This window comes from Neobacillus niacini, assembly GCF_023715415.1.
In the GTDB taxonomy this organism is placed as follows: Bacteria; Bacillota; Bacilli; order Bacillales; family Cytobacillaceae; genus Neobacillus; species Neobacillus niacini_C.
On sequence record NZ_JAMBOB010000002.1, the window covers coordinates 534,267 to 552,597 of the forward strand.

Consider the following 18,331-nt stretch of genomic DNA (forward strand, 5'->3'; position numbering starts at 1 on the left):
CGCCAATACCTATAACTATGTCTTAAATCCCTTAATCTGCTGGAGTTTCAAATTTCCCCTCTTGATAATCTCGATAAGCCTGTCGTATTTCTTCTTCTGTATTCATTACAAAAGGTCCATATGCTACTACAGGCTCTTTGATAGGTTCACCTGCAAACAGAACAAGTCTTAAGTTTTCGTTTGCAGAAACATGAATACTACTCATATTCTCAGCATCTGCGGAACCTAACCACATCGCTTGCCCTTTTTTCGCTTCGACTTGATTTTCTCCGAATGTGCCACTTCCTTCTAATACATAAATATAACCATTATAGGTACCAGGAAGGTCTTGAATAACGGATGCACCTTTTTCCAAAATCATTTCTACAAATGTGACAGATGCGTAATTCAGTGTATTAGATACAATATCTCCTGACGAACCTGAATATACCCTAATTAAAGCACCATTCTCCTTACGAACAGGCATGTCTTTTGCGTGCATATTTTGATAACGGGGTTTTACCATTTTATATTGACGAGGTAGATTAACCCAAAGCTGAAGAAGATGAACTGTTTCACCGTCAAGTGGTGATTCATTATGGATTACTCCTCTCCCAGCACTCATAAATTGAAGGTCCCCTTTTTCTAGGATTCCACCCGCTCCCGTAGCATTGTCATAATGATTAAGCCTTCCGTCAATGATAAATGTTAAGGTCTCTATACCACGATGAGGATGCTCACTAAATGCTCCTTTTTGAAATTTATCTTCCATTAGTAATAAGAACGGGTCATAATCTACCCAGTTGCCAGGTGCAAGGATAGGACTTGCGGTATGAATATTGCTTATTTTTTGTTCGGTTACTGTCCATACTTTTTTTATTTCACGTCGTTTAATATTTTCGGTATTCATATTATTTGCCTCCTTTTCATAGCCATAATAAACTATTATAATTAATTTAGAAAGTACGCACTTTGAGGAGATATAGTATCCAAAAAGATACTATTGGAGGTTAAGATGAAAATAAAACCTGAATATTGTAAAGTACACGATGCACTTTCCATCTTGGTTGGGAAATGGAAGCCCATTATTTTATTGTACCTAATGTCGGAAGGCACAATGAGATATGGAGAATTAAAAAAAGCACTGGTAGGTATTACCCCTAAAATGCTAACAAATCAATTACGGGAATTAGAGGAGGAGGGGCTCATAAATCGAAAATTATATCCTGAAGTCCCACCTAAAGTGGAATATTCTATAACTGAATATGGAATGACATTGAAGCCAATTTTAGATTCAATGCACGAATGGAGTATGCAACATAAAAAGAGGAAATTGGAAATAACAATGGACTAACATTTACTTCCTTCTTTAGCGATGTGCATAGGAGCTACTGACGGTAGCTCTTTTTTATGAGGAAAGTTTGTGAAGAAGTGTACTTAAACTATAGGGGGCTTTACTTCAATAAGGAGTGAGGCTTATTTCTTGTTCAACTAAATAGCAGGTTAATAAAAGAAGGAAATCGAGTTCAACATGCTAAAGAATAATTATCTAGTTTTTAAAAATTATATTAGAATTACTTTTGTAATGAAATTATCATATTGATGTGATGAGTCTGTTATACCTTTCTAGTATAGTGATAGTATCAAATCACGCTAGGAGGAAACAACCATGCTTAAGAAATTCATCGTAGCCTTTACCATTTTAGCTTCTTGTGGCTCTTTGTTTGCCGCCAAGGGTGATAAAGCGGAAGCGGCATATTATCATACAAAAGCAATCTCAGTAGCAAAAGCAAATCTCGGGGTTCCATATAGATGGGGCGGTATTTCGCCGAGCGGGTTTGACTGTTCAGGTCTGGTGAAGTATTCCTACGGAAAAGCTGGAATAACACTAAATCGAACCGCTGCCCAAATGTACTATGGAAACGGATATCGACCATCTAATTTGCAGATAGGTGACTTACTGTTCTATGCACCAAATAAAGCAAGTGCCCCAACGCATGTTGCCATCTATATTGGATACGGGAAAATGATTATGGCATCCTCCTCAAAAGGGGTCATTACCACCAACACAAGCAACCCGTATTGGCATCCTAAATATATTGGAGTAAAGCGAATATAAAGATCATCGGTGACGATGGTCTTTTTCATTTTATAGTATTTTTTAAAAAACTTATCCTAAAATAAGTTTTTTAAAGTAATTGAAAATTTTGATGCTTAAGCTCTAATCAATGCCAGATTCCACAAACAACATTTTTCAATGGTTGTATTGCTTAGACTTTTTTATAGGTAACTTCTTCCGAATAATTCCAAATAAATTTATAGCAGTTTATAATATAGGTAGAATGCTTATAAAGATAGAAGTTAAAGTATAAGGGGGAGAAAAACCAATGATTAAATTAGTATTAATGAGTTCCGATGAATATCAAGAATATATTTCTTCAGCAATTAAATCATATGCGGAAGAAAAAGTTTTATCTGGAAATTGGAATCAGGAAGAATCAATGAGTAAAGCGGAAGAGGAATACACAAGACTTTTGCCAAATGGGGAGAAGACGGAGAGTAATTTCTTATATACGATTCAAAAGGATGACAGTGCCATTGGTGTTATATGGCTTGCACAGTTATCTGAAATAAAAGGATATATTTATGATATTTATATAGTAGAAAAATATCAAGGAATGGGATATGCCAAGGAAGCAATGATTCAAATAGAGAAGATTGGACAGAAACTTGGAATGAAAAAAATAGGTCTGCACGTATTTGGTCATAACAAAGTAGCGAGAGGATTATATGATAAATTAGGTTATCAGACAACAAATGTTTTAATGGAAAAAGAAATTTAATACTCTTTGTTGTTCAACTGACGGAGGCGTTTATCATAAACAAAAGTAAGTGGCTTTTGGTTTATTATGAAACTATAATTTAGGGAGGTACTAGATGGAATCACTTATTATGGTTATGTTCGTATTTTTTGTATGTATTATTATTGGTTCTGTATTAAATTTGCTACTAAAGACGACGAAAAAAAGGGATTGGATTATAATACTTTTTATTAGGTTAGGTGTATCAATAATAATCGTGCCTCTTTTGAATACAAATTAATGGGTGAAGAGAATGACCATTCTTAAGTAACAGGGGCGAAACTTTCAAAGGTAAGGATCGCCCCTGTTACCAGATAACTGTCCCCATGGTCATAACCTAATTGAAACTTCTGTTCCGTCTTTAAGGTTTGTTTCAAGCAGCAGTAGACCTCTTTGCTCTGAAAGTTCCTTTAGCAAAGGTTTCAAATCATTCCAGCTTATATAAGGAAATTGAAAATGGTTCTGTCCATTTTTTTCAATGGCACGATTTATATGCACCAGGATTGTCTTTGAAGTGAGAACCCTAGTAGATAGATGTAAAAAAGCATACGGGATTGGAATAATAATACGCCTGTCTTTTACTTTAATTTTTATCTTTATCATTTTACTCAATGATAACCAGTACTTTGTCACCATTTGCTGAGGTAACATCTACAATTTGTCCGTCCAATTCATTTTCAATTGCCTCAATCAAAAGTTCAACATCGATATCCTTTACATATTTTTCGGATTCGGGAATCATTTTAGCAACATTCGTTCCTACTTTTAAAACAGCTTTTATGAGTTTAATTGGCAGATTAACATTTACATTGTCACCATCTTCAGAAGTAACACGGATTTTTAACATTTTATTTAAATAGGAGGTTGAAGCCCGTTTATTTAGATCTACTTGATTTCCCTTACCTTGCAATGCGTCAATTAATTCAGCAGCCTTCTCCTTGGTCAGCTTTCCTTCCTCAACCATGGTTAATACTCTAGAAATTTCTTCATTCATTAGGATTCCTCCCCATTTAATAACTTAATCGCTTCATCAGCTGGTATTTCTCCATTTTCCAGCATTGAAATTACTTTCTTTCGATCCATTTTTTCAACTTTTTTAGTGGTGGAATATCCAAGAGAAGAGATAATGTCATCTAATTTCCCACGCACGGTAGGATAGGATATTCCTAGTTCTTTTTCAACTTCTTTGATATTTCCACGGCACCTTAGAAAAGTTTCAATAAAACCAAGCTGTTCCTTGCCAAGCGCTGCAAAATTAGAGAGTTCAAATTCATTTTCAATCGTGGTATGACAATGAGTGCATTGTAGCTTTGTAATCTTTAATTGCTTACTACAAACAGGGCACTCTGAAATAAGAGGATATGCCATAATTCCCTCCTTCATAATTTATAAAATAATCATACAACAGCTGATTAAAAAAATAAACAATAAAATTAAATAATTTAAAAAAGAAACAAAATAAGTTAAAGATAATTAATTATAACATTAATTATTTGATTGGATGGGTGTGGCCGAAGGTGACCATGGGGACGGTCGTCTTTTTTACAAACAATTTGAAAAGTATATTAACCATACGAAACGCTGTCAAATGCTGAATTATCAGTGTTTGCGAGTGTTTTTTTGTTATCAGAAAAACATTGATGGAAATGTGTGTTAGGTAGGTTCACATGGTCATCCCACAACGACGTTTCTTCAGGATGACCATAAGAACCCTCCCCACGGTCACAGGACAATTCAGTGGAATTTAGAAGGAAAACAATGTAATCTGTAACAGTATATTTTTAATTAGGGAGTTGGATGAATGGAGAGTTCAGGAAACAAGCAAACGATGATTGTGGGCCTTTTACTAGCAGGGGCTTTTATCGCGATTCTGAATCAAACGCTAATGATAACAGCAATTCCTCCAATTATGGATGAAATGAACGTTACCGCAAATAGTGCACAATGGCTGACCACCGTCTTTATGTTGGTGAATGGAATCATGATTCCAATTAGTGCCTTTTTATTAGAAAAGTTTACTACAAGACAGTTATTTATCTCTGCCATGAGTGTTTTTGCAGCAGGAACGGTTGTCAGTGGGATTGCTCCTAATTTTGAAATTCTTCTAATAGGAAGAGTTATTCAATCTGTAGGAGCGGGAGTCATGCTGCCATTAATGACAACCGTATTTTTACTCATCTTCCCAGTCAATAAGCGCGGAGCAGCAATGGGTCTTGTTGGCCTTGTGATATCCTTTGCACCAGCCATCGGACCAGCATTGTCTGGATGGGTGACATCGCAATTTTCATGGAGAGTGTTATTTTTTATTATTTTGCCTATTGCTCTTATCGATATTGTTGTCGCATTCCTTTTTTTGAAAAATGTCACAGAGGTTTCCAAGCCAAAAGTGGATGTTATTTCAATCCTTTTATCGTCATTCGGTTTTGGCGGGCTGCTTTATGGATTTACGAGTGCTGGAAATTACGGTTGGTCTCATGCTGCAACCCTACTATCACTCACAATTGGCGGTGTATCACTGATTGTATTTATTTTCCGCCAATTAAGACTGAAACATGCAATGCTGGAATTTCGTGTTTTTACGTTTTCAATATTCCCTTTTGCCGTAGCAATTGGAATGATTAGCTTTATGGGCTTAATTGGAGCAGAAACAATCATTCCGCTCTTTATGCAGAATATGAGGGGATTTTCTGCCTTTGAGGCCGGGCTTGCTTTATTACCCGGTGCACTGATTAGCGGGATTATCTCACCAATTGTTGGAAGAATATTTGATAAAGTCGGTGCAAGATGGCTCGTGACGGTTGGATTAACCATCATGACAACTGCTTCATTTGCGTTTATGACTTTAAGTCCGTCGACCACACTGCCATATATTACTATCCTCTATGGGATTCGAATGTTTGGTCTTTCCATGGTAATGATGCCGGTCTCAACAGCTGCCTTGAATCAGTTACCAAAACGATTAATTCCCCATGGGGCGGCTATGGATAATACGATGAAAATGATTGCCGCTTCCGTTGGAACCGCCATCCTTGTTACCGTTATGACAACCACAGCGGAAACAGCAAAACAGCAACCGGATATTGCCTATCCGGATATACACGGAGCGAATATCGCCTTTATGGTCGTTTCCATTCTTTCCCTAATAGGACTGATTCTCTCCTTTTTCATTAAACATAACCGCCAGGCAGAGGGGATGGGAGATGGAAAAAGGCAAAGAAATGTACAAGTAAAACTTCAGGAGTAATGGATGTAAGGCAACGATTGTTGAGGTATTAAAGAAAAACGAGAAGTAAGAGAAAAGGCAGATTGAAAAATACGAAAACGATAACAATAATCAACAATTACGTCAACACTATGATGAGAAACCATATGTTGACCTTGTACTAATAACTAATCAAAATTAACAGTTGAAATAGAATTTCTATTGTAATGGGCAATAGGGACACTGAAAATAATTTTCTAAATCGCATATTTAGCCCGTTGCAGTATCTCCAATTGAAACGATAACACCGTCTACAATAACAAACGTGTAGCTGTTGTGGGGCAAGGAGTTGGTACGGCAACATCTTTTTTTATGCAATAAATTTCAAAATTAATGTATGTTTGTCCAAGCATTTCGCTTCCTTTTGAATTTAATGTAATCAAAAGGGAGGCGGAATGTAATGAATAATGATGTTGTTTCGATTGGTGCAAATTGTGTAGTAAGAATTCGAACTCGGTTCTTTCTACTGGTAGAAATTGAAGTGGAAGATATAGATTTAGAAGAATTTATTTTTATCCGAATTTCTGAGCGGGAGTTTAGAACATTAATAAGAGCGGGTGTCCAACGTTGTACAATCGCAGATCGTATTCCACGTAACAATGCAGAATTCAATTGTGTTTTAATAGAAGATGGTCAAGCATTTTTGGTTTTCGACGTGGAAAACAATCAAGACGAAGCTGTCCTTGTACGAATTTCATTAACTAGAGCAGAGGAGTTAATCCGTAATGGAGCAATGAGGTGTACGGTTATTAATCGATAAAGAAATTACGATAATGGTTTGCTTATTTAACCAATTGAGTCGTTCACACGGCTCTTTTTTAGTAAGCCAGATTGTGAAATATGGTACTTCAATTCAAGAGCAAGGGATAGGGGGTATGCAAAAAGCATACCCCCAAATGTTCTTTATCACTTTATATTATTTACGAAATAGACCATAAAAAAAATTTACCAATCCAAAAGGCAAGTAAAAGCCAAATCTGTATCGGAAATTAGGTAATTTATTTATTATAATCTTACCAGTGTACTTGAAGTTTATTACCATTTGGGTCATAAAAGTGGAAAAAGGCATGACCATTATCTTCTTTTATATCCTCCACCTTAACTTGATTATCAATTAAGTGTTGATGAAATTTAGATAATTCTGGACTTGTAAAGCCAATGCTAAATTCTTGTTCATTATCAATTGTAAAATGTGCAAATGTTTCATCTTCGGTAGGAACTAAGATAAGTAAGAAAGGTCCTTCATTTACTTTTAAAATTGCAAGTTTCTCAGTAATGTTTAGTAACTGGAGCCCTAATACATCTCTATACCATTGTGCAGACAGTTCTAAATCTTTTACAGGAATTCTAATATAATGTACTTGTTCAATAAATGATTTACTCATAGACTTCTCTCCTTTATTTAATCTGGTATATCAAATAGTTCCCTTTCTAGATACCTTTTTCCTTCCGATTATTGAATTAACCTGCCATAGCCTAAAATTAAAATGAAAGGATATTATATTATGACGAGTGAAAAAACACGAGAATGCGACTATAGCCACGAGCCCTTACTCCAATGCAGGAAGTAAGGCATATTTATTGAATATATATATAATAAAAAATGAAATGATAGATTATTTTTTAAATTGGAGAGGTTAATATGTCCTATATGATGGTGAAAAAAGAGTTTAAGCTTGTTGGATTAAAAGGTAAGGGAGAGTTTGTTAACTTTGGTTATGTAGTACCCATGCTTGCAAAGCAACTTTTAAGTCGAGAAAAGGAAATCGTAAATTCAACTGAGACGGAAATAGCATTATTTGAGCCTAAAAAGGATGAGGAACATTTGATTGGCCATTTTTATGTAGGGTTGATTGTGAATGATAAAATAAATAAAGTACCATCAGGAATGGAGTATATTGAGGCAAATAAAAGTTACGTAACTACTAGAGGGCATCTTTCAAAAGTGGGAGAACTTCATTTAAATTTATTGAATTGGGCAAAAGAACAAGGTTATCAAAGAGATCATGATTCTTATATTATCGAGACCTATCATCCTATCGGTAATGGTATTGAAGAGGTACAGATTTATTTACCCATTCATGCATAAACATCAAAATGTATTATGAGGAGGAAAAAAATGAACTGGGAATATGGCGATGGTTTTACAATAAGAAGGGCAGCGAATGAAGAAAGCAGCGAAATTATTAACCTGTTAAAACAGACAGCACAGTGGATCAAGGAAAATAAGATAAACCAGTGGAGGTTTCTATTAGAAGGTAACCAAGATGAAGAGATTAAACAGGACATACTTAATGAAAAAACGTATATTGTTTTGAAAGGTAACGAAGTGTTGGCTACATTTACGCTTTTATCAGAACAAAGTGAATGGGATAGGCATCTTTGGGGTGACGATCCTTCCTCTAAATCGGTATATTTACATAGACTTGCTGTTTCCTCTACATATATGAAGAGAGGGATGGGGAAAAGTATCCTGGACTGGGTCCAGAACAACGTAGGTGGAACAGAGTATCTAAAATTAGATTGTGTTGCCGAAAATAGAAAGCTAAATAACTTTTATAAGAATAATGGGTTTGAACTTGTTGGTTTAACAGATGGGCATAATAAATATCAAAAGTTAACTAAGAATTGTATAGAATAAATTGGTAGGAGTAGATTATGAAACCACAAATTTCTGTTTTAACATTGGGTGTAGATGACTTGGAAAGGTCCTTGAATTTTTATAAGGATGGACTTGGATTACCCACAAAAGGAATAATTGGCCGAGAATTTGAGAGTGGAGCTGTAGCATTTTTCGATTTACAATCTGGATTAAAACTCGCAATTTGGCAGCGTAAGGATATAGCTCATGACACAAGCTTAAATCAGACACCCAAAAGTCCAACTGAATTTACGATTGGTCATAATGTTGGGAGTAAAGAAGATGTCGATAGTGTAATGGAAGAGGCAAGGAAGGCTGGGGCCATTATTACAGTTCACGCACACGATACCTTTTGGGGAGGATACTCTGGATACTTTCAAGATCCAGACGGACACCTGTGGGAAGTAGTCTGGAATCCAGCCTGGGAAACTACAGAATAAGGGCAGGTTAGCTTTGTCGTCAAATAGTGGGTGCTTAGCTTAATTCTAATAAATTTATTAAAGACATACGACAAGAACCTAATTGTTTCAGTGAAAAGGGAGTTGCTGAGCAACTCCTTTTCTAATGGAACAAAGCGTTCAATTTAGTTAATAGAAGGGCTGTCTAAGAACCATTTTAAAATAGCTTGAAACCTTCCTTCATCCAATTCGTCCTATTATAAAAGGGGTGAAGCCAATTGAAAAAATCGTTAATGGCTATTATTGGAATTCTTTTTATGTGTATCGTAGGTTGTTCTAATGCTATAGAAAATGAGGAACAAAGTATCAAAGTCCAAAAGAATCTAGGGAATGAAAATAATTATGAGGATTTTAAAGAAATTAATCAAAATGAGCGAGTTAAACAAGTGAAAGAAATTGTAAAGGATATTGATTGGGAAAATGCCAAAGTTTCTATGGTACGACCTCCTGATTACAGATTTGGGTTTCAATATAAAAATCCTAATATTGAAGCAAAAGCAGTGTTGTATGAGCTTTGGATAAGCCCAAATAAGGATAGGGTAGAACTAGTTATTGACGCTGAAAGTAAATATACTCAATTAGACAAAGAAACATCGGCAGTCCTTTACGAACTTATTACGGAAGAGAAATTATCTGACTTAAAATAATGATATTTAACGGTGGTGATTAAAAATAAAAACATTCGCTTTTATATTTGGTTTTATTCGTTTTATTATTTTAAGCTGCCTTATAAGGCGGCTTTCTGTATTTAACTAACGGCATTAGATCATTCTAAGAATTTATGATAAGCTTTTTTGTCAAAGAAAAAGAACTCATTATGTGAGTTCCTCCGTTAGATATATTTACCTTTATTATTGGAATCAATATCGTTATCTGTTTCATCTGTATCTACAATCTGATTACCAATAACACCACCAGTAACTCCGCCAATTACAGCACCAAAAAGTCCAAATGGAGCACCTATCATAGCACCTGCAATCGCATCATTTATAGTTCCAGCTGTTTCCCCTGAGTCAGTGGGAGCTAGATTAGTATTACTTTCAGCTTGTTTGTTGACGCTTTCTTCTGCACTTTCACCAAAGTTATTGGGTTCGTTACGATCAATCATCAAATCACTTCCTCAATAATTAGTAGGATTCTAAAATATGAACGTACATCATCCTGAACATATTCTACCCAGTTGAAGTAGTTTTACTCACTTCAATTTAGGAAGTACACTTTACTCTTTTATATTCAGGGTCTGAAAATAAAGCAACTAAATTTGCCTGCTGTATGCGATTAACCATAAGGGTAATTTCCAAATTGGAGGGTCTCCGCTTATTTTTCAAACACGCTGAAATCAACATTAAAAAAACCTATATTTTAAAAGGAATTTCTTTACATGCCTATTAATCATAAATTATAATTTGAATGGATAATTAAGATAATTTTAAAAATTTCAGGAATAGGAGGTATAAGGAAATGCTTAATGGTTTACGTTTTATGGTTAATTGGATAGTAGAAGTTCATTCCATCACATTTGTACATATGTTTAACGGGAGTAGTGTGCCCTGTTTTAACTATAAAACGATGGATCATCCATAAGTTTTCCTTACCCATTCTTCTTTTAATTTAAAAGCCGTGGGCAGGTTTAACTTGCTCACGGCTTTTTGTGCTTTTCTAATGCTTTGAAAAAATAAGACTGACAAAATGGATGTCAGAGAGAAATGAGGAAAAAAATTGAAAATGACATTACAGGCTTATCGAAAGATGGATCGTAATATTTGGATACGTTTTATCGGTGAATCGATTAATGGTATAGCAATGATGATGTTAATGCCTTTTTTTGCCTTATATATGAGTGATAAGGTAGATCATTTTTGGCAAGTGGGTGTGGTGATGGCGATGGGGCCACTTGCCGGTGTGCTTGGTTCATTATTAGGTGGAAAGCTTGCCGATCAATATGGAAGAAAGCCCATAATGATTGTCTCTATGGTTGGTAATGGATTGGTTATGCTTGGGTTTATTTTTTTCGATGGTTTCTATCCATACTTAATAATTTCGAGTTTTTTCGGATTGTTTAATTCTCTTTTTCATCCTGCGGCATCAGCCATGGTTGCGGATGTAACGGATGAGGCGGGAAGGACGGAGGCCTATGGGTTGCTGCGAATGGGACACAATATTGGAGCCGCAATTGGTCCATTGCTTGGAGCATCCGTTGTGTTTTTATCAAAATCAGTTATTTTCATCATTGCGGCTTCATCCGTTTTTATTTATTCTATTTTTTTAGCACTCTTGCTTTCAGAAACATTACCAAAAAATGAACAAAAAAAGGATACGAAAGTTCTTGAGGAAAAAGAAAAACTACCTTCTATATTTACCGTGCTCTTCAAAGATAAAATTTTATTTTTCTATATAATGACAGGAATTGTTATTTCAATGGGATTCTCACAAACAGAAGGGATGTTGCCACTTCACTTTAATCAACAATTGCCTGCACTTTCCGATGCCCAAAATCCATATCCTTATTTAATGGCTTTTAACGGTGCACTGGTCGTTTTCTTCCAATTTGCGATATCGAGATGGGCAAGCAAGCGTAAACTTGGAAAGGTCATGCTATATGGTTCGGTTTTATTTGGTTTTGGGCTGCTTGCAGTAGGATGGCTGCCAATCATTTTTACCAAGCTCCAGTTTTCCTATTGGAGTATCCTTTTAATCCTTCTTGTGATTTATGGAATATACACCTTAGGAGAAATGCTTTTATCCCCGGTACAAATGACATTTGTAGCGAATATTGCACCGGAACATTTACGTGGTACCTATATGGGGGCAGCGAGTCTTCAGTGGATTGTTGGTAGTGCAGTCGGACCCATACTGGCAGGATTTTTGCTTGATGATCATCTTGGTCAGGTATTATTTACCGGTCTGGGAATAGGGTGTATTGTAGCAGGTATTATATATTTATCTCTTGATAAATGGGTATCTGAAGCGAAGGAAAAGAATTTTCAAGTTAAAAAGGAAGTTTCAGCAAGAGGAACAAACTTAACATAGCAGAATAAATAGTGGATCTTGGTATCGGTATGAGAATTCATAGGCGGAGAATTTCCGCCTAATGAATAGGGAGGGAAGCGTAGAAGCCTATATAGGCGGAGATATTCCGGTTAACTGCTCTAAATAAGTTAAAAATCAATGATTTGAAACAGATAAACGGAAAAACTTCCCTTATTCTTAAGGAAATATGGGTATTTTCCAATTTAGTCGGAATTTTTCCGGTTATTATTCATACACATCAACAGTAATTTTTTCTGTTAGAGAATAACAGGTTTCCACAGGGATGTTTCATCTACATGGGTAGAAGACTAAGATTCCCTTAGCCTAGAAGGAGAGGATATGGTGTCAAATCTGTATTATTATGTAGGCTTGATTTTTGTATCGATTGTATGGGGAATCAATTTTGGGGTATCACGGTGGGCCATGGAAGTGTTTCCTGCCGAGGTGTTTGTATTTCTAAGATTTGGACTAGCGTTGCCTGTCTTATTTTTACTATTAAAGTGGACAGAAGGCAGTGTAAAAGTGGAGAAACGGGATTTGGTAAAATTAGCCTTCATTGGATTAATCGGCATCACGGCGTTAGAAATTATGGTTATGTATTCAATCAAGTATACAACACTTGCAAATGCCTCTTTATTAAATGTTGCGCCATGGCCCATTTTTGCTGCGCTTTTTGCACCGTTATTTATTCGTGAAAAGATAACAGCTAGAGTCATAACCGGAGGATTAATTGCGTTAATGGGAGTAACGATGATTATCCTTGGTGGAAAGGACGGTTTTGATCTAAGTTCTGAGTATATGATCGGCAATTATATTGCTCTATCCATTAGTTTAATCGGTGCCTTATTTAATTTGGCCACCATGCCGCTGATGGAAAAATACTCTCCTCTTCGCGTAACCACATGGTTCATCTTTTTTGGTTCACTCTTTTTATTTCCGATTACCCTCAATAAATGGAGTACGATCCAGTGGGAAAATCTATCAATCGTTACATGGGGAGCCGTTGCTTACAATGTCATAATGTGTACCGTCGTGGCAATTGTTGTTTGGAACATATCGATGAAACGCGTTGGTGCAGCGAAAGCGAATTTCTACCGATACTTCGTCCCAGCAGCAGCAGCCGTGGCAGGTGCCTTATTCTTTAAAGAACCGATTTGGGCAGCACAAATCATAGGTGGAGTCGTTATTATTTTTGGATTAGTTTGGATAGGGACAGAGAAAAAAAGGTGACCATGGTGACAATTCTGATGGTCATTTTTTAATATATCCGTGGTCCCGCTGTACTTAAAATAGCTAGATGAATGCGACATGGATGGTGGGAACTTTACCTATGGTAACTTCACAACGCCGAGTCAAAGAACGGACCAAGGGAACCGTCCCCACGGTCACCCCCTCAATTGTAACTTTTCCGTAGCACTTTGCAATAAGGACTAAAAATGTTATGCATTACCTAGTTATTCATAAGTAATCCATTAGGCGTTTTCATTTTCGTTTTCCTGGTGATAATGTTAAAAAGTGGATGTTGTCTCACACGCAATCGTAGGAGACCAATAGCTAGGAGAAGAAACGATGTATGAAATAACCGTCAGACTGCCAACCAAAAAGATTGAAAGAATTATTCCACATCTATATCAAAAGGGGTACTATCATACCTTTTACGAGGTTCCTTTAGATGTGGTGACAGACGCCAATGGTTATGCCTTTGTTGAGAAGAAGAATGAAACCACAGACTTGAATATTTATATCAACGATTTTGTGGAAGCGAAGGAACGGCGAAAGTTAGTAGAATTATTAGACATTAATGAATCCAGTTTAGTCGTTAAGGAGGTAAATGAGCAGAATTACCAGCAAACATTTGATGATATTTTTCTTGAAAATGGCTGGGTAATCACGACACCTAACAGCATGAATCATTACGACATAACCAGGCGGATTGTCCTGGACTCACAAGGGAATTTTGGAACAGGCTATCATGAAACCACAAGAGATTGTTTGCACTTTATATTAAATCAAGATTTCAGAGGATTAAGTGTAGCTGACATTGGCGCCGGTTCAGGGGTATTAAGTATAGCTGCTGCACTTAAAGGAGCCCGCACTATCGATACTTATGACATTCAGCCGGTTGAGAGGGAAATTCATTATCAGTGCGAATTAAATGGTGTAAAGCCGGTGAATGTGTTTCATAGTGATTTAATCAAGAATAATAACGTGATTAATAAGGAATATGATTGGGTCTTCCTTAATATTGGAACACAGGAAAATAGGGATATCCTTAACGCCCAAAGACTGTTAACGTGCAAAAACACTACATTTATTCTGTCCGGTATGCTTGAATGGAATTTCCAACTGGTAGAATCTATTTTTATAGAAGCAGGGTTTAAGTTGAAAGAAAAGAAACAGAGTAACGAATGGGTGACATGTCTATTCAAAACAAAATAATTATTAAAGGAAGGTAAAGCTTTAGAATCAAGGTGGGGGAACGACGATGCTATTCGGTTTACTATTGCTATTTCATTTTTCGTAAATCCAAATACTGAACGGTCTTTCCATCTCGATCAATTTGAACGATCAATTGACTTTTATTAAACACATAAATAATTTGTTCACATTCTGCGCTTTCATAGCAGGAAACAATCTTTACCTCATTTGGGTGTCCGTAGGTATCGAGGATTTTACTTTTCTCAGTAGGAATCGAAGTGGTCTTTAAAAACTCTGGGTAAACTTGCAGCTGAACAATCGAGTCATTGGCATTGACTGTTACAGAGACACCGACACCTTCAATCGTAAAATAAAGCGACCTGATATTTTTTTCATTTTCTGTTTTCGTTGGCTTCCCCAATTTTTGAACAAGCTGATTGTAAGAAGAACCTACTGTAATTCCGTTAATATGAAGAGGCTTCTCCGTTAAAAAGAAAGCATCCTTTATCCCGTTTTTCTTTAACTTCGTAATCATTTTCTCCGCTTTCGATTTACTTGCAAAGGCACCAGCCTGAACACGATAATAATTCTTCCCATTTATAACTTTTTTCACGACGATCACTTCAATGTCTTTCTTTTTCAAAAAAGCAACTCGCTTATCTGCATTACTTTTTTTGCTAAATGAGCCAGCGACGGCCACATACAAGGGTTTGATTTGTTCAAGATCTGGAATGAGTAATGTTTTGCCGGCAATAATCTTGTTGCTTGTTAATTGGTTGTATTCCTTTAAAATATCAATAGGGATATTGTATTTCTTGGAAATGCTATATAATGTATCACCTTTCTTTATCGTAATAGATTGATCCTCGGCAAAAGCCTTCCCAATACCGAAATAAAAGATCGACCCCATCAACACTGTACAGAGAACTACTTGCATGAAACGTTTAAATTTTTTCATGTTATCTTATCACCTCATTTAATTTGACGGGGTATTTTTTGTTTTGATTCGAATAAATAAGCCCAATTATTGTTTTCAAACAAAAATGGGCGGATTCTACTCGTTTTTTACTTTGTCTTGGTATTAATGCTTACTCCCTAAATGTTCCGACCCAGGAAGAGAGCAAGGTGTTCACTAGTGTTAAAACTAGTGTTTCATCTGGTGGAATTATGAAACGAAAATGAAACAAAAATCAATATATGTATAAATAAATGGATTAAGAATGGTTGAGAGGAGTCTAGTGAATTTAAAGAAATTTATAATTTTATGATAGATTTTCCCAGAAGATTACTTATTTTTAATGGTTGGCATAAAATTTGCAATAGATATGGTGTGGAAACATTTTATTGGGGAGAAGAAGGAGAACAGGAAATATTGCCGAATCCTAAAAACAACTGTTTTTTTATCAAAGTTGAAGAATAGTCTACTACTTTCGAAAGTGTGGCTATGAAAAAATGGATGAAATGGCAAACCTATCTCCTTTAATCATAAAAGTAGGATGTTTACCCATCTGGTAAGTTGCTAGATTTTAATAAGGAGGAGAATGATATGAAAATTGGTGTTGATGTAGGAGGTACCTTTACAGATTTAATTTTGGTTGATCCACAAGGTGGAAAATCGATTGTACATAAAGTGCCTTCGACTCCAAAAGACCCATCTGAAGCGGTAATTCAAGGTGTCTTTGAAATTTGCGAAATGGCAAATATCCATCCTGGACAAATCGAGCAATTTTTCCACGGGACAACCGTAGCTACTAATATCGTTTTAGAGCATAATGGCGCTAGTGTGGGAATGGTGACAACGGAGGGGTTCCGTGATGTGTTACATATCGCAAGGCACAAACGTCCCTACAATTTTTCGCTATATCAAGATCTCCCTTGGCAAAAATACCCTCTGGTAAAAAGACGGAATCGTTTGGTCGTTTCTGAACGGATCACAGCAGACGGTGATGTATTGATTCCTCTTGATGAAGAAAAAACAAGAGAACACATCCGAAAATTAAAAGAGGCAAAAGTCGATGCAATTGCCGTGTGTTTCTTGTTCTCTTTTAAAAATCCTCAGCATGAAAATCGTGTGAAGGAAATCATCTTAGAAGAATATCCTGATGTATTCCTCTCAATTAGCAATGAAGTGTTACCTCAATACAGGGAGTATGAACGGTTTAGTACAGTGGCATTAAATGCGTTTATCGGACCTAAAACAAGCAAATATATTAAAAAACTTAAAAAGAACCTGGAGGATATGGGAGTAAAGTCAGAACTGCATCTCATGCAATCAAATGGCGGGATTGCAACCTCAGAAATGGCTGCAGAAAAACCAATCAATTTACTGTTATCGGGGCCGGTTGCTGGTTTGATTGGCGGAATTAAAGCAGCACAAAACGCTGGTTTTAAAAATGTCATTACCTTGGATATTGGCGGTACATCCGCAGATATTGGTGTCGCACCAGGTGGAGAAATGAGGATGCGTCATTTATTGGATACAAGAATTGGCCAATATAATGCAATGATTCCAATGGTAGATATCGATACGATTGGGGCTGGCGGCGGTTCCATTGCCTATGTGGATGAGGGTGGAATTTTCCGCGTTGGACCGCAAAGCGCAGGCGCCGATCCAGGACCAGCTTGTTATAATCGCGGGGGAATTCTGCCAACTTCAACAGATGCAAATGTTTTATTAGGCAGAATTCAAGGGGAAAACAGGTTAGCTGGAAGTATGCAACTAAAACCGGAGCTATCGGAAAAAGCCTACCAAGAACATATAGCAGAAAAATTAAACATGGATGTCCGGGAGGCTGCTGCCGGTGCTTTAAAAATTATGACACATAACATGGTAAATGCCATTGAAATGAATAGTGTAAGAAAGGGCTATGACCCTCGTGAGTTTACGCTGGTAGCAGCAGGTGGTGCAGGTCCTTTGTTTGCATGTGATATTGCTGAAGAGTTAAATATTCCTTATGTTGTTGTTCCACCATTCCCTGGGATTACGGCAGCAATTGGTCTGCTTGGTACTGACATTACCTATGAAAGTGTATCTACAGTATGGAGTTCATTAAAAACCGGAAGCATCCAAAAGCTTCGTCATGAGTTTGCTAGACTTGAAGAACAAGCAATTGCCTCTTTAAAAGCAGATGGAATGAGTAATGATAAGATTATTTTAAAAAGAGTTTGTGATTGCCGTTATGAAGGCCAAGGATACGAATTGCGTGTGGATGCGCCTGCAGGTGAAATTAATGAAGCTTGGGCAGAAGAAGTGAAAAATGCCTTCCACGCCGTACATGAGAGAGAATATGCCAGCAAATTTGAAGACCAAGAAGTCATTGCCATTAATATCCGTCTGATTGGTGTGGGTGTGGTGACAGATGAAAGCGGCTTAGCGCCACAGCCGGAGGCTTTGAAATTTAATCCAGCTAATGGGAAGAAGGGATTTGTCTACTTTTGGGTGAATGATAGATTAGAAGAAGTAGAAACCTCCTTTTACCATCGCTCAGACATTCCTTATGGCACTCAATTAATAGGCCCAGCCATTATCCAGCAAAAAGATAGTACGACAGTCATTCCTCCACTATGTAAAGCTATTTTTGATGAGTATGGCAATATCGTTATAGATATGAAAGAAAAGAATGCTAGTAAAAATCAAAAACTTGTTGCCATGGTTTCGAAATAAGAGAAAACGTGAGTACTG

The 18,331-nt window shown here is 36.6% G+C and carries 21 protein-coding genes and 1 pseudogene; 15 read left to right on the forward strand and 7 right to left on the reverse strand.

Annotated features, from left to right (window positions below; all coding sequences use genetic code 11):
* Positions 1 to 31: 31 nt before the first annotated feature.
* Complete coding sequence (locus M3189_RS06015) at positions 32 to 889, reverse strand: pirin family protein (protein WP_251632863.1); 858 nt, start codon at positions 887 to 889, stop codon at positions 32 to 34.
* A 105-nt stretch (positions 890 to 994) separates the two neighbouring features.
* Here M3189_RS06015 and M3189_RS06020 point away from each other — a divergent pair, with 105 nt between their 5' ends.
* The 3 genes from M3189_RS06020 (at position 995) to M3189_RS06030 (ending at position 2,822) form a co-directional block, all read left to right on the forward strand.
* Positions 995 to 1,333 carry a winged helix-turn-helix transcriptional regulator gene (locus tag M3189_RS06020; RefSeq protein ID WP_251632864.1) on the forward strand — a complete coding sequence of 113 codons (339 nt, stop codon included), beginning with the start codon at positions 995 to 997 and terminating at the stop codon, positions 1,331 to 1,333.
* A gap of 315 nt (positions 1,334 to 1,648) precedes the next feature.
* Positions 1,649 to 2,098 (forward strand): C40 family peptidase, encoded by a 450-nt coding sequence (locus M3189_RS06025; protein WP_251632865.1) that lies wholly within the window; start codon positions 1,649 to 1,651, stop codon positions 2,096 to 2,098.
* Between the two features lie 268 nt (positions 2,099 to 2,366).
* Positions 2,367 to 2,822, forward strand: a complete 456-nt coding sequence (locus tag M3189_RS06030; RefSeq protein WP_251632866.1) for a GNAT family N-acetyltransferase — start codon at positions 2,367 to 2,369, stop codon at positions 2,820 to 2,822.
* A gap of 348 nt (positions 2,823 to 3,170) precedes the next feature.
* On the opposite strand, the gene M3189_RS06035 is transcribed toward M3189_RS06030, so the two are convergent.
* From M3189_RS06035 to M3189_RS06045, 3 genes are read right to left on the reverse strand one after another with little or no spacing between them, the layout of a single operon-like run.
* On the reverse strand, positions 3,171 to 3,443 hold the full coding sequence (locus tag M3189_RS06035) for a hypothetical protein (protein ID WP_251632867.1): 273 nt from the start codon (positions 3,441 to 3,443) through the stop codon (positions 3,171 to 3,173).
* Position 3,444: 1 nt separating this feature from the next.
* On the reverse strand, positions 3,445 to 3,834 hold the full coding sequence (locus tag M3189_RS06040; RefSeq protein WP_251632868.1) for an SHOCT-like domain-containing protein: 390 nt from the start codon (positions 3,832 to 3,834) through the stop codon (positions 3,445 to 3,447).
* Positions 3,834 to 4,208, reverse strand: coding sequence for a DUF2089 domain-containing protein (locus M3189_RS06045; protein ID WP_251632869.1), 375 nt, complete (start codon positions 4,206 to 4,208; stop codon positions 3,834 to 3,836). The genes M3189_RS06040 and M3189_RS06045 overlap by 1 nt, the downstream gene beginning before the upstream one ends.
* Before the next feature lie 433 nt (positions 4,209 to 4,641).
* Between M3189_RS06045 and M3189_RS06050 the strand changes: the two genes are divergently transcribed.
* The 3 genes and pseudogenes from M3189_RS06050 (at position 4,642) to M3189_RS06060 (ending at position 6,862) form a co-directional block, all read left to right on the forward strand.
* Positions 4,642 to 6,084, forward strand: a complete 1,443-nt coding sequence (locus M3189_RS06050; protein WP_251632870.1) for an MDR family MFS transporter — start codon at positions 4,642 to 4,644, stop codon at positions 6,082 to 6,084.
* 97 nt (positions 6,085 to 6,181) lie between these two features.
* Positions 6,182 to 6,251 (forward strand): annotated as a pseudogene (locus M3189_RS06055) (carboxymuconolactone decarboxylase family protein); the annotation flags it as partial.
* 251 nt (positions 6,252 to 6,502) lie between these two features.
* The gene (locus tag M3189_RS06060; RefSeq protein ID WP_251632871.1) at positions 6,503 to 6,862 is read left to right on the forward strand and encodes a hypothetical protein; all 360 of its coding nucleotides are present in this window, start codon (positions 6,503 to 6,505) and stop codon (positions 6,860 to 6,862) included.
* A gap of 253 nt (positions 6,863 to 7,115) precedes the next feature.
* Here M3189_RS06060 and M3189_RS06065 read toward each other — a convergent pair whose 3' ends face one another.
* Positions 7,116 to 7,487: a VOC family protein gene (locus M3189_RS06065; RefSeq protein WP_251632872.1), complete on the reverse strand. Its 372-nt coding sequence runs from the start codon at positions 7,485 to 7,487 to the stop codon at positions 7,116 to 7,118.
* 257 nt (positions 7,488 to 7,744) lie between these two features.
* Here M3189_RS06065 and M3189_RS06070 point away from each other — a divergent pair, with 257 nt between their 5' ends.
* The 4 genes from M3189_RS06070 (at position 7,745) to M3189_RS06085 (ending at position 9,848) form a co-directional block, all read left to right on the forward strand.
* Positions 7,745 to 8,191 (forward strand): GyrI-like domain-containing protein, encoded by a 447-nt coding sequence (locus M3189_RS06070; protein WP_251632873.1) that lies wholly within the window; start codon positions 7,745 to 7,747, stop codon positions 8,189 to 8,191.
* A 30-nt stretch (positions 8,192 to 8,221) separates the two neighbouring features.
* Positions 8,222 to 8,743, forward strand: coding sequence for a GNAT family N-acetyltransferase (locus M3189_RS06075; protein WP_251632874.1), 522 nt, complete (start codon positions 8,222 to 8,224; stop codon positions 8,741 to 8,743).
* Positions 8,744 to 8,760: 17 nt separating this feature from the next.
* Complete coding sequence (locus M3189_RS06080; protein ID WP_251632875.1) at positions 8,761 to 9,183, forward strand: VOC family protein; 423 nt, start codon at positions 8,761 to 8,763, stop codon at positions 9,181 to 9,183.
* Positions 9,184 to 9,434: 251 nt separating this feature from the next.
* Entirely contained in the window at positions 9,435 to 9,848 is a 414-nt protein-coding gene (locus tag M3189_RS06085) for a hypothetical protein (RefSeq protein WP_251633005.1), read from the forward strand.
* Positions 9,849 to 10,033: 185 nt separating this feature from the next.
* Here M3189_RS06085 and M3189_RS06090 read toward each other — a convergent pair whose 3' ends face one another.
* Positions 10,034 to 10,309 carry a hypothetical protein gene (locus M3189_RS06090; RefSeq protein ID WP_251632876.1) on the reverse strand — a complete coding sequence of 92 codons (276 nt, stop codon included), beginning with the start codon at positions 10,307 to 10,309 and terminating at the stop codon, positions 10,034 to 10,036.
* 353 nt (positions 10,310 to 10,662) lie between these two features.
* Between M3189_RS06090 and M3189_RS26860 the strand changes: the two genes are divergently transcribed.
* The 4 genes from M3189_RS26860 to M3189_RS06105 all read left to right on the forward strand — a co-directional run bounded on the left by M3189_RS26860 (position 10,663) and on the right by M3189_RS06105 (position 14,670).
* On the forward strand, positions 10,663 to 10,785 hold the full coding sequence (locus tag M3189_RS26860) for a hypothetical protein (protein WP_285889411.1): 123 nt from the start codon (positions 10,663 to 10,665) through the stop codon (positions 10,783 to 10,785).
* 135 nt (positions 10,786 to 10,920) lie between these two features.
* Complete coding sequence (locus tag M3189_RS06095; protein ID WP_251632877.1) at positions 10,921 to 12,231, forward strand: MDR family MFS transporter; 1,311 nt, start codon at positions 10,921 to 10,923, stop codon at positions 12,229 to 12,231.
* Positions 12,232 to 12,573: 342 nt separating this feature from the next.
* Entirely contained in the window at positions 12,574 to 13,461 is an 888-nt protein-coding gene (locus tag M3189_RS06100) for a DMT family transporter (protein ID WP_251632878.1), read from the forward strand.
* A gap of 339 nt (positions 13,462 to 13,800) precedes the next feature.
* On the forward strand, positions 13,801 to 14,670 hold the full coding sequence (locus M3189_RS06105) for a 50S ribosomal protein L11 methyltransferase (protein WP_251632879.1): 870 nt from the start codon (positions 13,801 to 13,803) through the stop codon (positions 14,668 to 14,670).
* Between the two features lie 67 nt (positions 14,671 to 14,737).
* Here M3189_RS06105 and M3189_RS06110 read toward each other — a convergent pair whose 3' ends face one another.
* The gene (locus M3189_RS06110) at positions 14,738 to 15,607 is read right to left on the reverse strand and encodes a LysM peptidoglycan-binding domain-containing protein (protein ID WP_251632880.1); all 870 of its coding nucleotides are present in this window, start codon (positions 15,605 to 15,607) and stop codon (positions 14,738 to 14,740) included.
* Between the two features lie 588 nt (positions 15,608 to 16,195).
* Here M3189_RS06110 and M3189_RS06115 point away from each other — a divergent pair.
* The gene (locus M3189_RS06115) at positions 16,196 to 18,313 is read left to right on the forward strand and encodes a hydantoinase/oxoprolinase family protein (RefSeq protein ID WP_251632881.1); all 2,118 of its coding nucleotides are present in this window, start codon (positions 16,196 to 16,198) and stop codon (positions 18,311 to 18,313) included.
* Positions 18,314 to 18,331: the final 18 nt, after the last annotated feature.

What these genes read in the sequence shown, in the direction of transcription:
- M3189_RS06015 (WP_251632863.1), bottom strand. Translation starts at nt 889, where the DNA reads ATGAATACCGAAAATATTAAACGACGTGAAATAAAAAAAGTATGGACA.
- M3189_RS06020 (WP_251632864.1), top strand. Translation starts at nt 995, where the DNA reads ATGAAAATAAAACCTGAATATTGTAAAGTACACGATGCACTTTCCATC.
- M3189_RS06025 (WP_251632865.1), top strand. Translation starts at nt 1,649, where the DNA reads ATGCTTAAGAAATTCATCGTAGCCTTTACCATTTTAGCTTCTTGTGGC.
- M3189_RS06030 (WP_251632866.1), top strand. Translation starts at nt 2,367, where the DNA reads ATGATTAAATTAGTATTAATGAGTTCCGATGAATATCAAGAATATATT.
- M3189_RS06035 (WP_251632867.1), bottom strand. Translation starts at nt 3,443, where the DNA reads ATGATAAAGATAAAAATTAAAGTAAAAGACAGGCGTATTATTATTCCA.
- M3189_RS06040 (WP_251632868.1), bottom strand. Translation starts at nt 3,834, where the DNA reads ATGAATGAAGAAATTTCTAGAGTATTAACCATGGTTGAGGAAGGAAAG.
- M3189_RS06045 (WP_251632869.1), bottom strand. Translation starts at nt 4,208, where the DNA reads ATGGCATATCCTCTTATTTCAGAGTGCCCTGTTTGTAGTAAGCAATTA.
- M3189_RS06050 (WP_251632870.1), top strand. Translation starts at nt 4,642, where the DNA reads ATGGAGAGTTCAGGAAACAAGCAAACGATGATTGTGGGCCTTTTACTA.
- M3189_RS06060 (WP_251632871.1), top strand. Translation starts at nt 6,503, where the DNA reads ATGAATAATGATGTTGTTTCGATTGGTGCAAATTGTGTAGTAAGAATT.
- M3189_RS06065 (WP_251632872.1), bottom strand. Translation starts at nt 7,487, where the DNA reads ATGAGTAAATCATTTATTGAACAAGTACATTATATTAGAATTCCTGTA.
- M3189_RS06070 (WP_251632873.1), top strand. Translation starts at nt 7,745, where the DNA reads ATGTCCTATATGATGGTGAAAAAAGAGTTTAAGCTTGTTGGATTAAAA.
- M3189_RS06075 (WP_251632874.1), top strand. Translation starts at nt 8,222, where the DNA reads ATGAACTGGGAATATGGCGATGGTTTTACAATAAGAAGGGCAGCGAAT.
- M3189_RS06080 (WP_251632875.1), top strand. Translation starts at nt 8,761, where the DNA reads ATGAAACCACAAATTTCTGTTTTAACATTGGGTGTAGATGACTTGGAA.
- M3189_RS06085 (WP_251633005.1), top strand. Translation starts at nt 9,435, where the DNA reads ATGGCTATTATTGGAATTCTTTTTATGTGTATCGTAGGTTGTTCTAAT.
- M3189_RS06090 (WP_251632876.1), bottom strand. Translation starts at nt 10,309, where the DNA reads ATGATTGATCGTAACGAACCCAATAACTTTGGTGAAAGTGCAGAAGAA.
- M3189_RS26860 (WP_285889411.1), top strand. Translation starts at nt 10,663, where the DNA reads ATGCTTAATGGTTTACGTTTTATGGTTAATTGGATAGTAGAAGTTCAT.
- M3189_RS06105 (WP_251632879.1), top strand. Translation starts at nt 13,801, where the DNA reads ATGTATGAAATAACCGTCAGACTGCCAACCAAAAAGATTGAAAGAATT.
- M3189_RS06110 (WP_251632880.1), bottom strand. Translation starts at nt 15,607, where the DNA reads ATGAAAAAATTTAAACGTTTCATGCAAGTAGTTCTCTGTACAGTGTTG.
- M3189_RS06115 (WP_251632881.1), top strand. Translation starts at nt 16,196, where the DNA reads ATGAAAATTGGTGTTGATGTAGGAGGTACCTTTACAGATTTAATTTTG.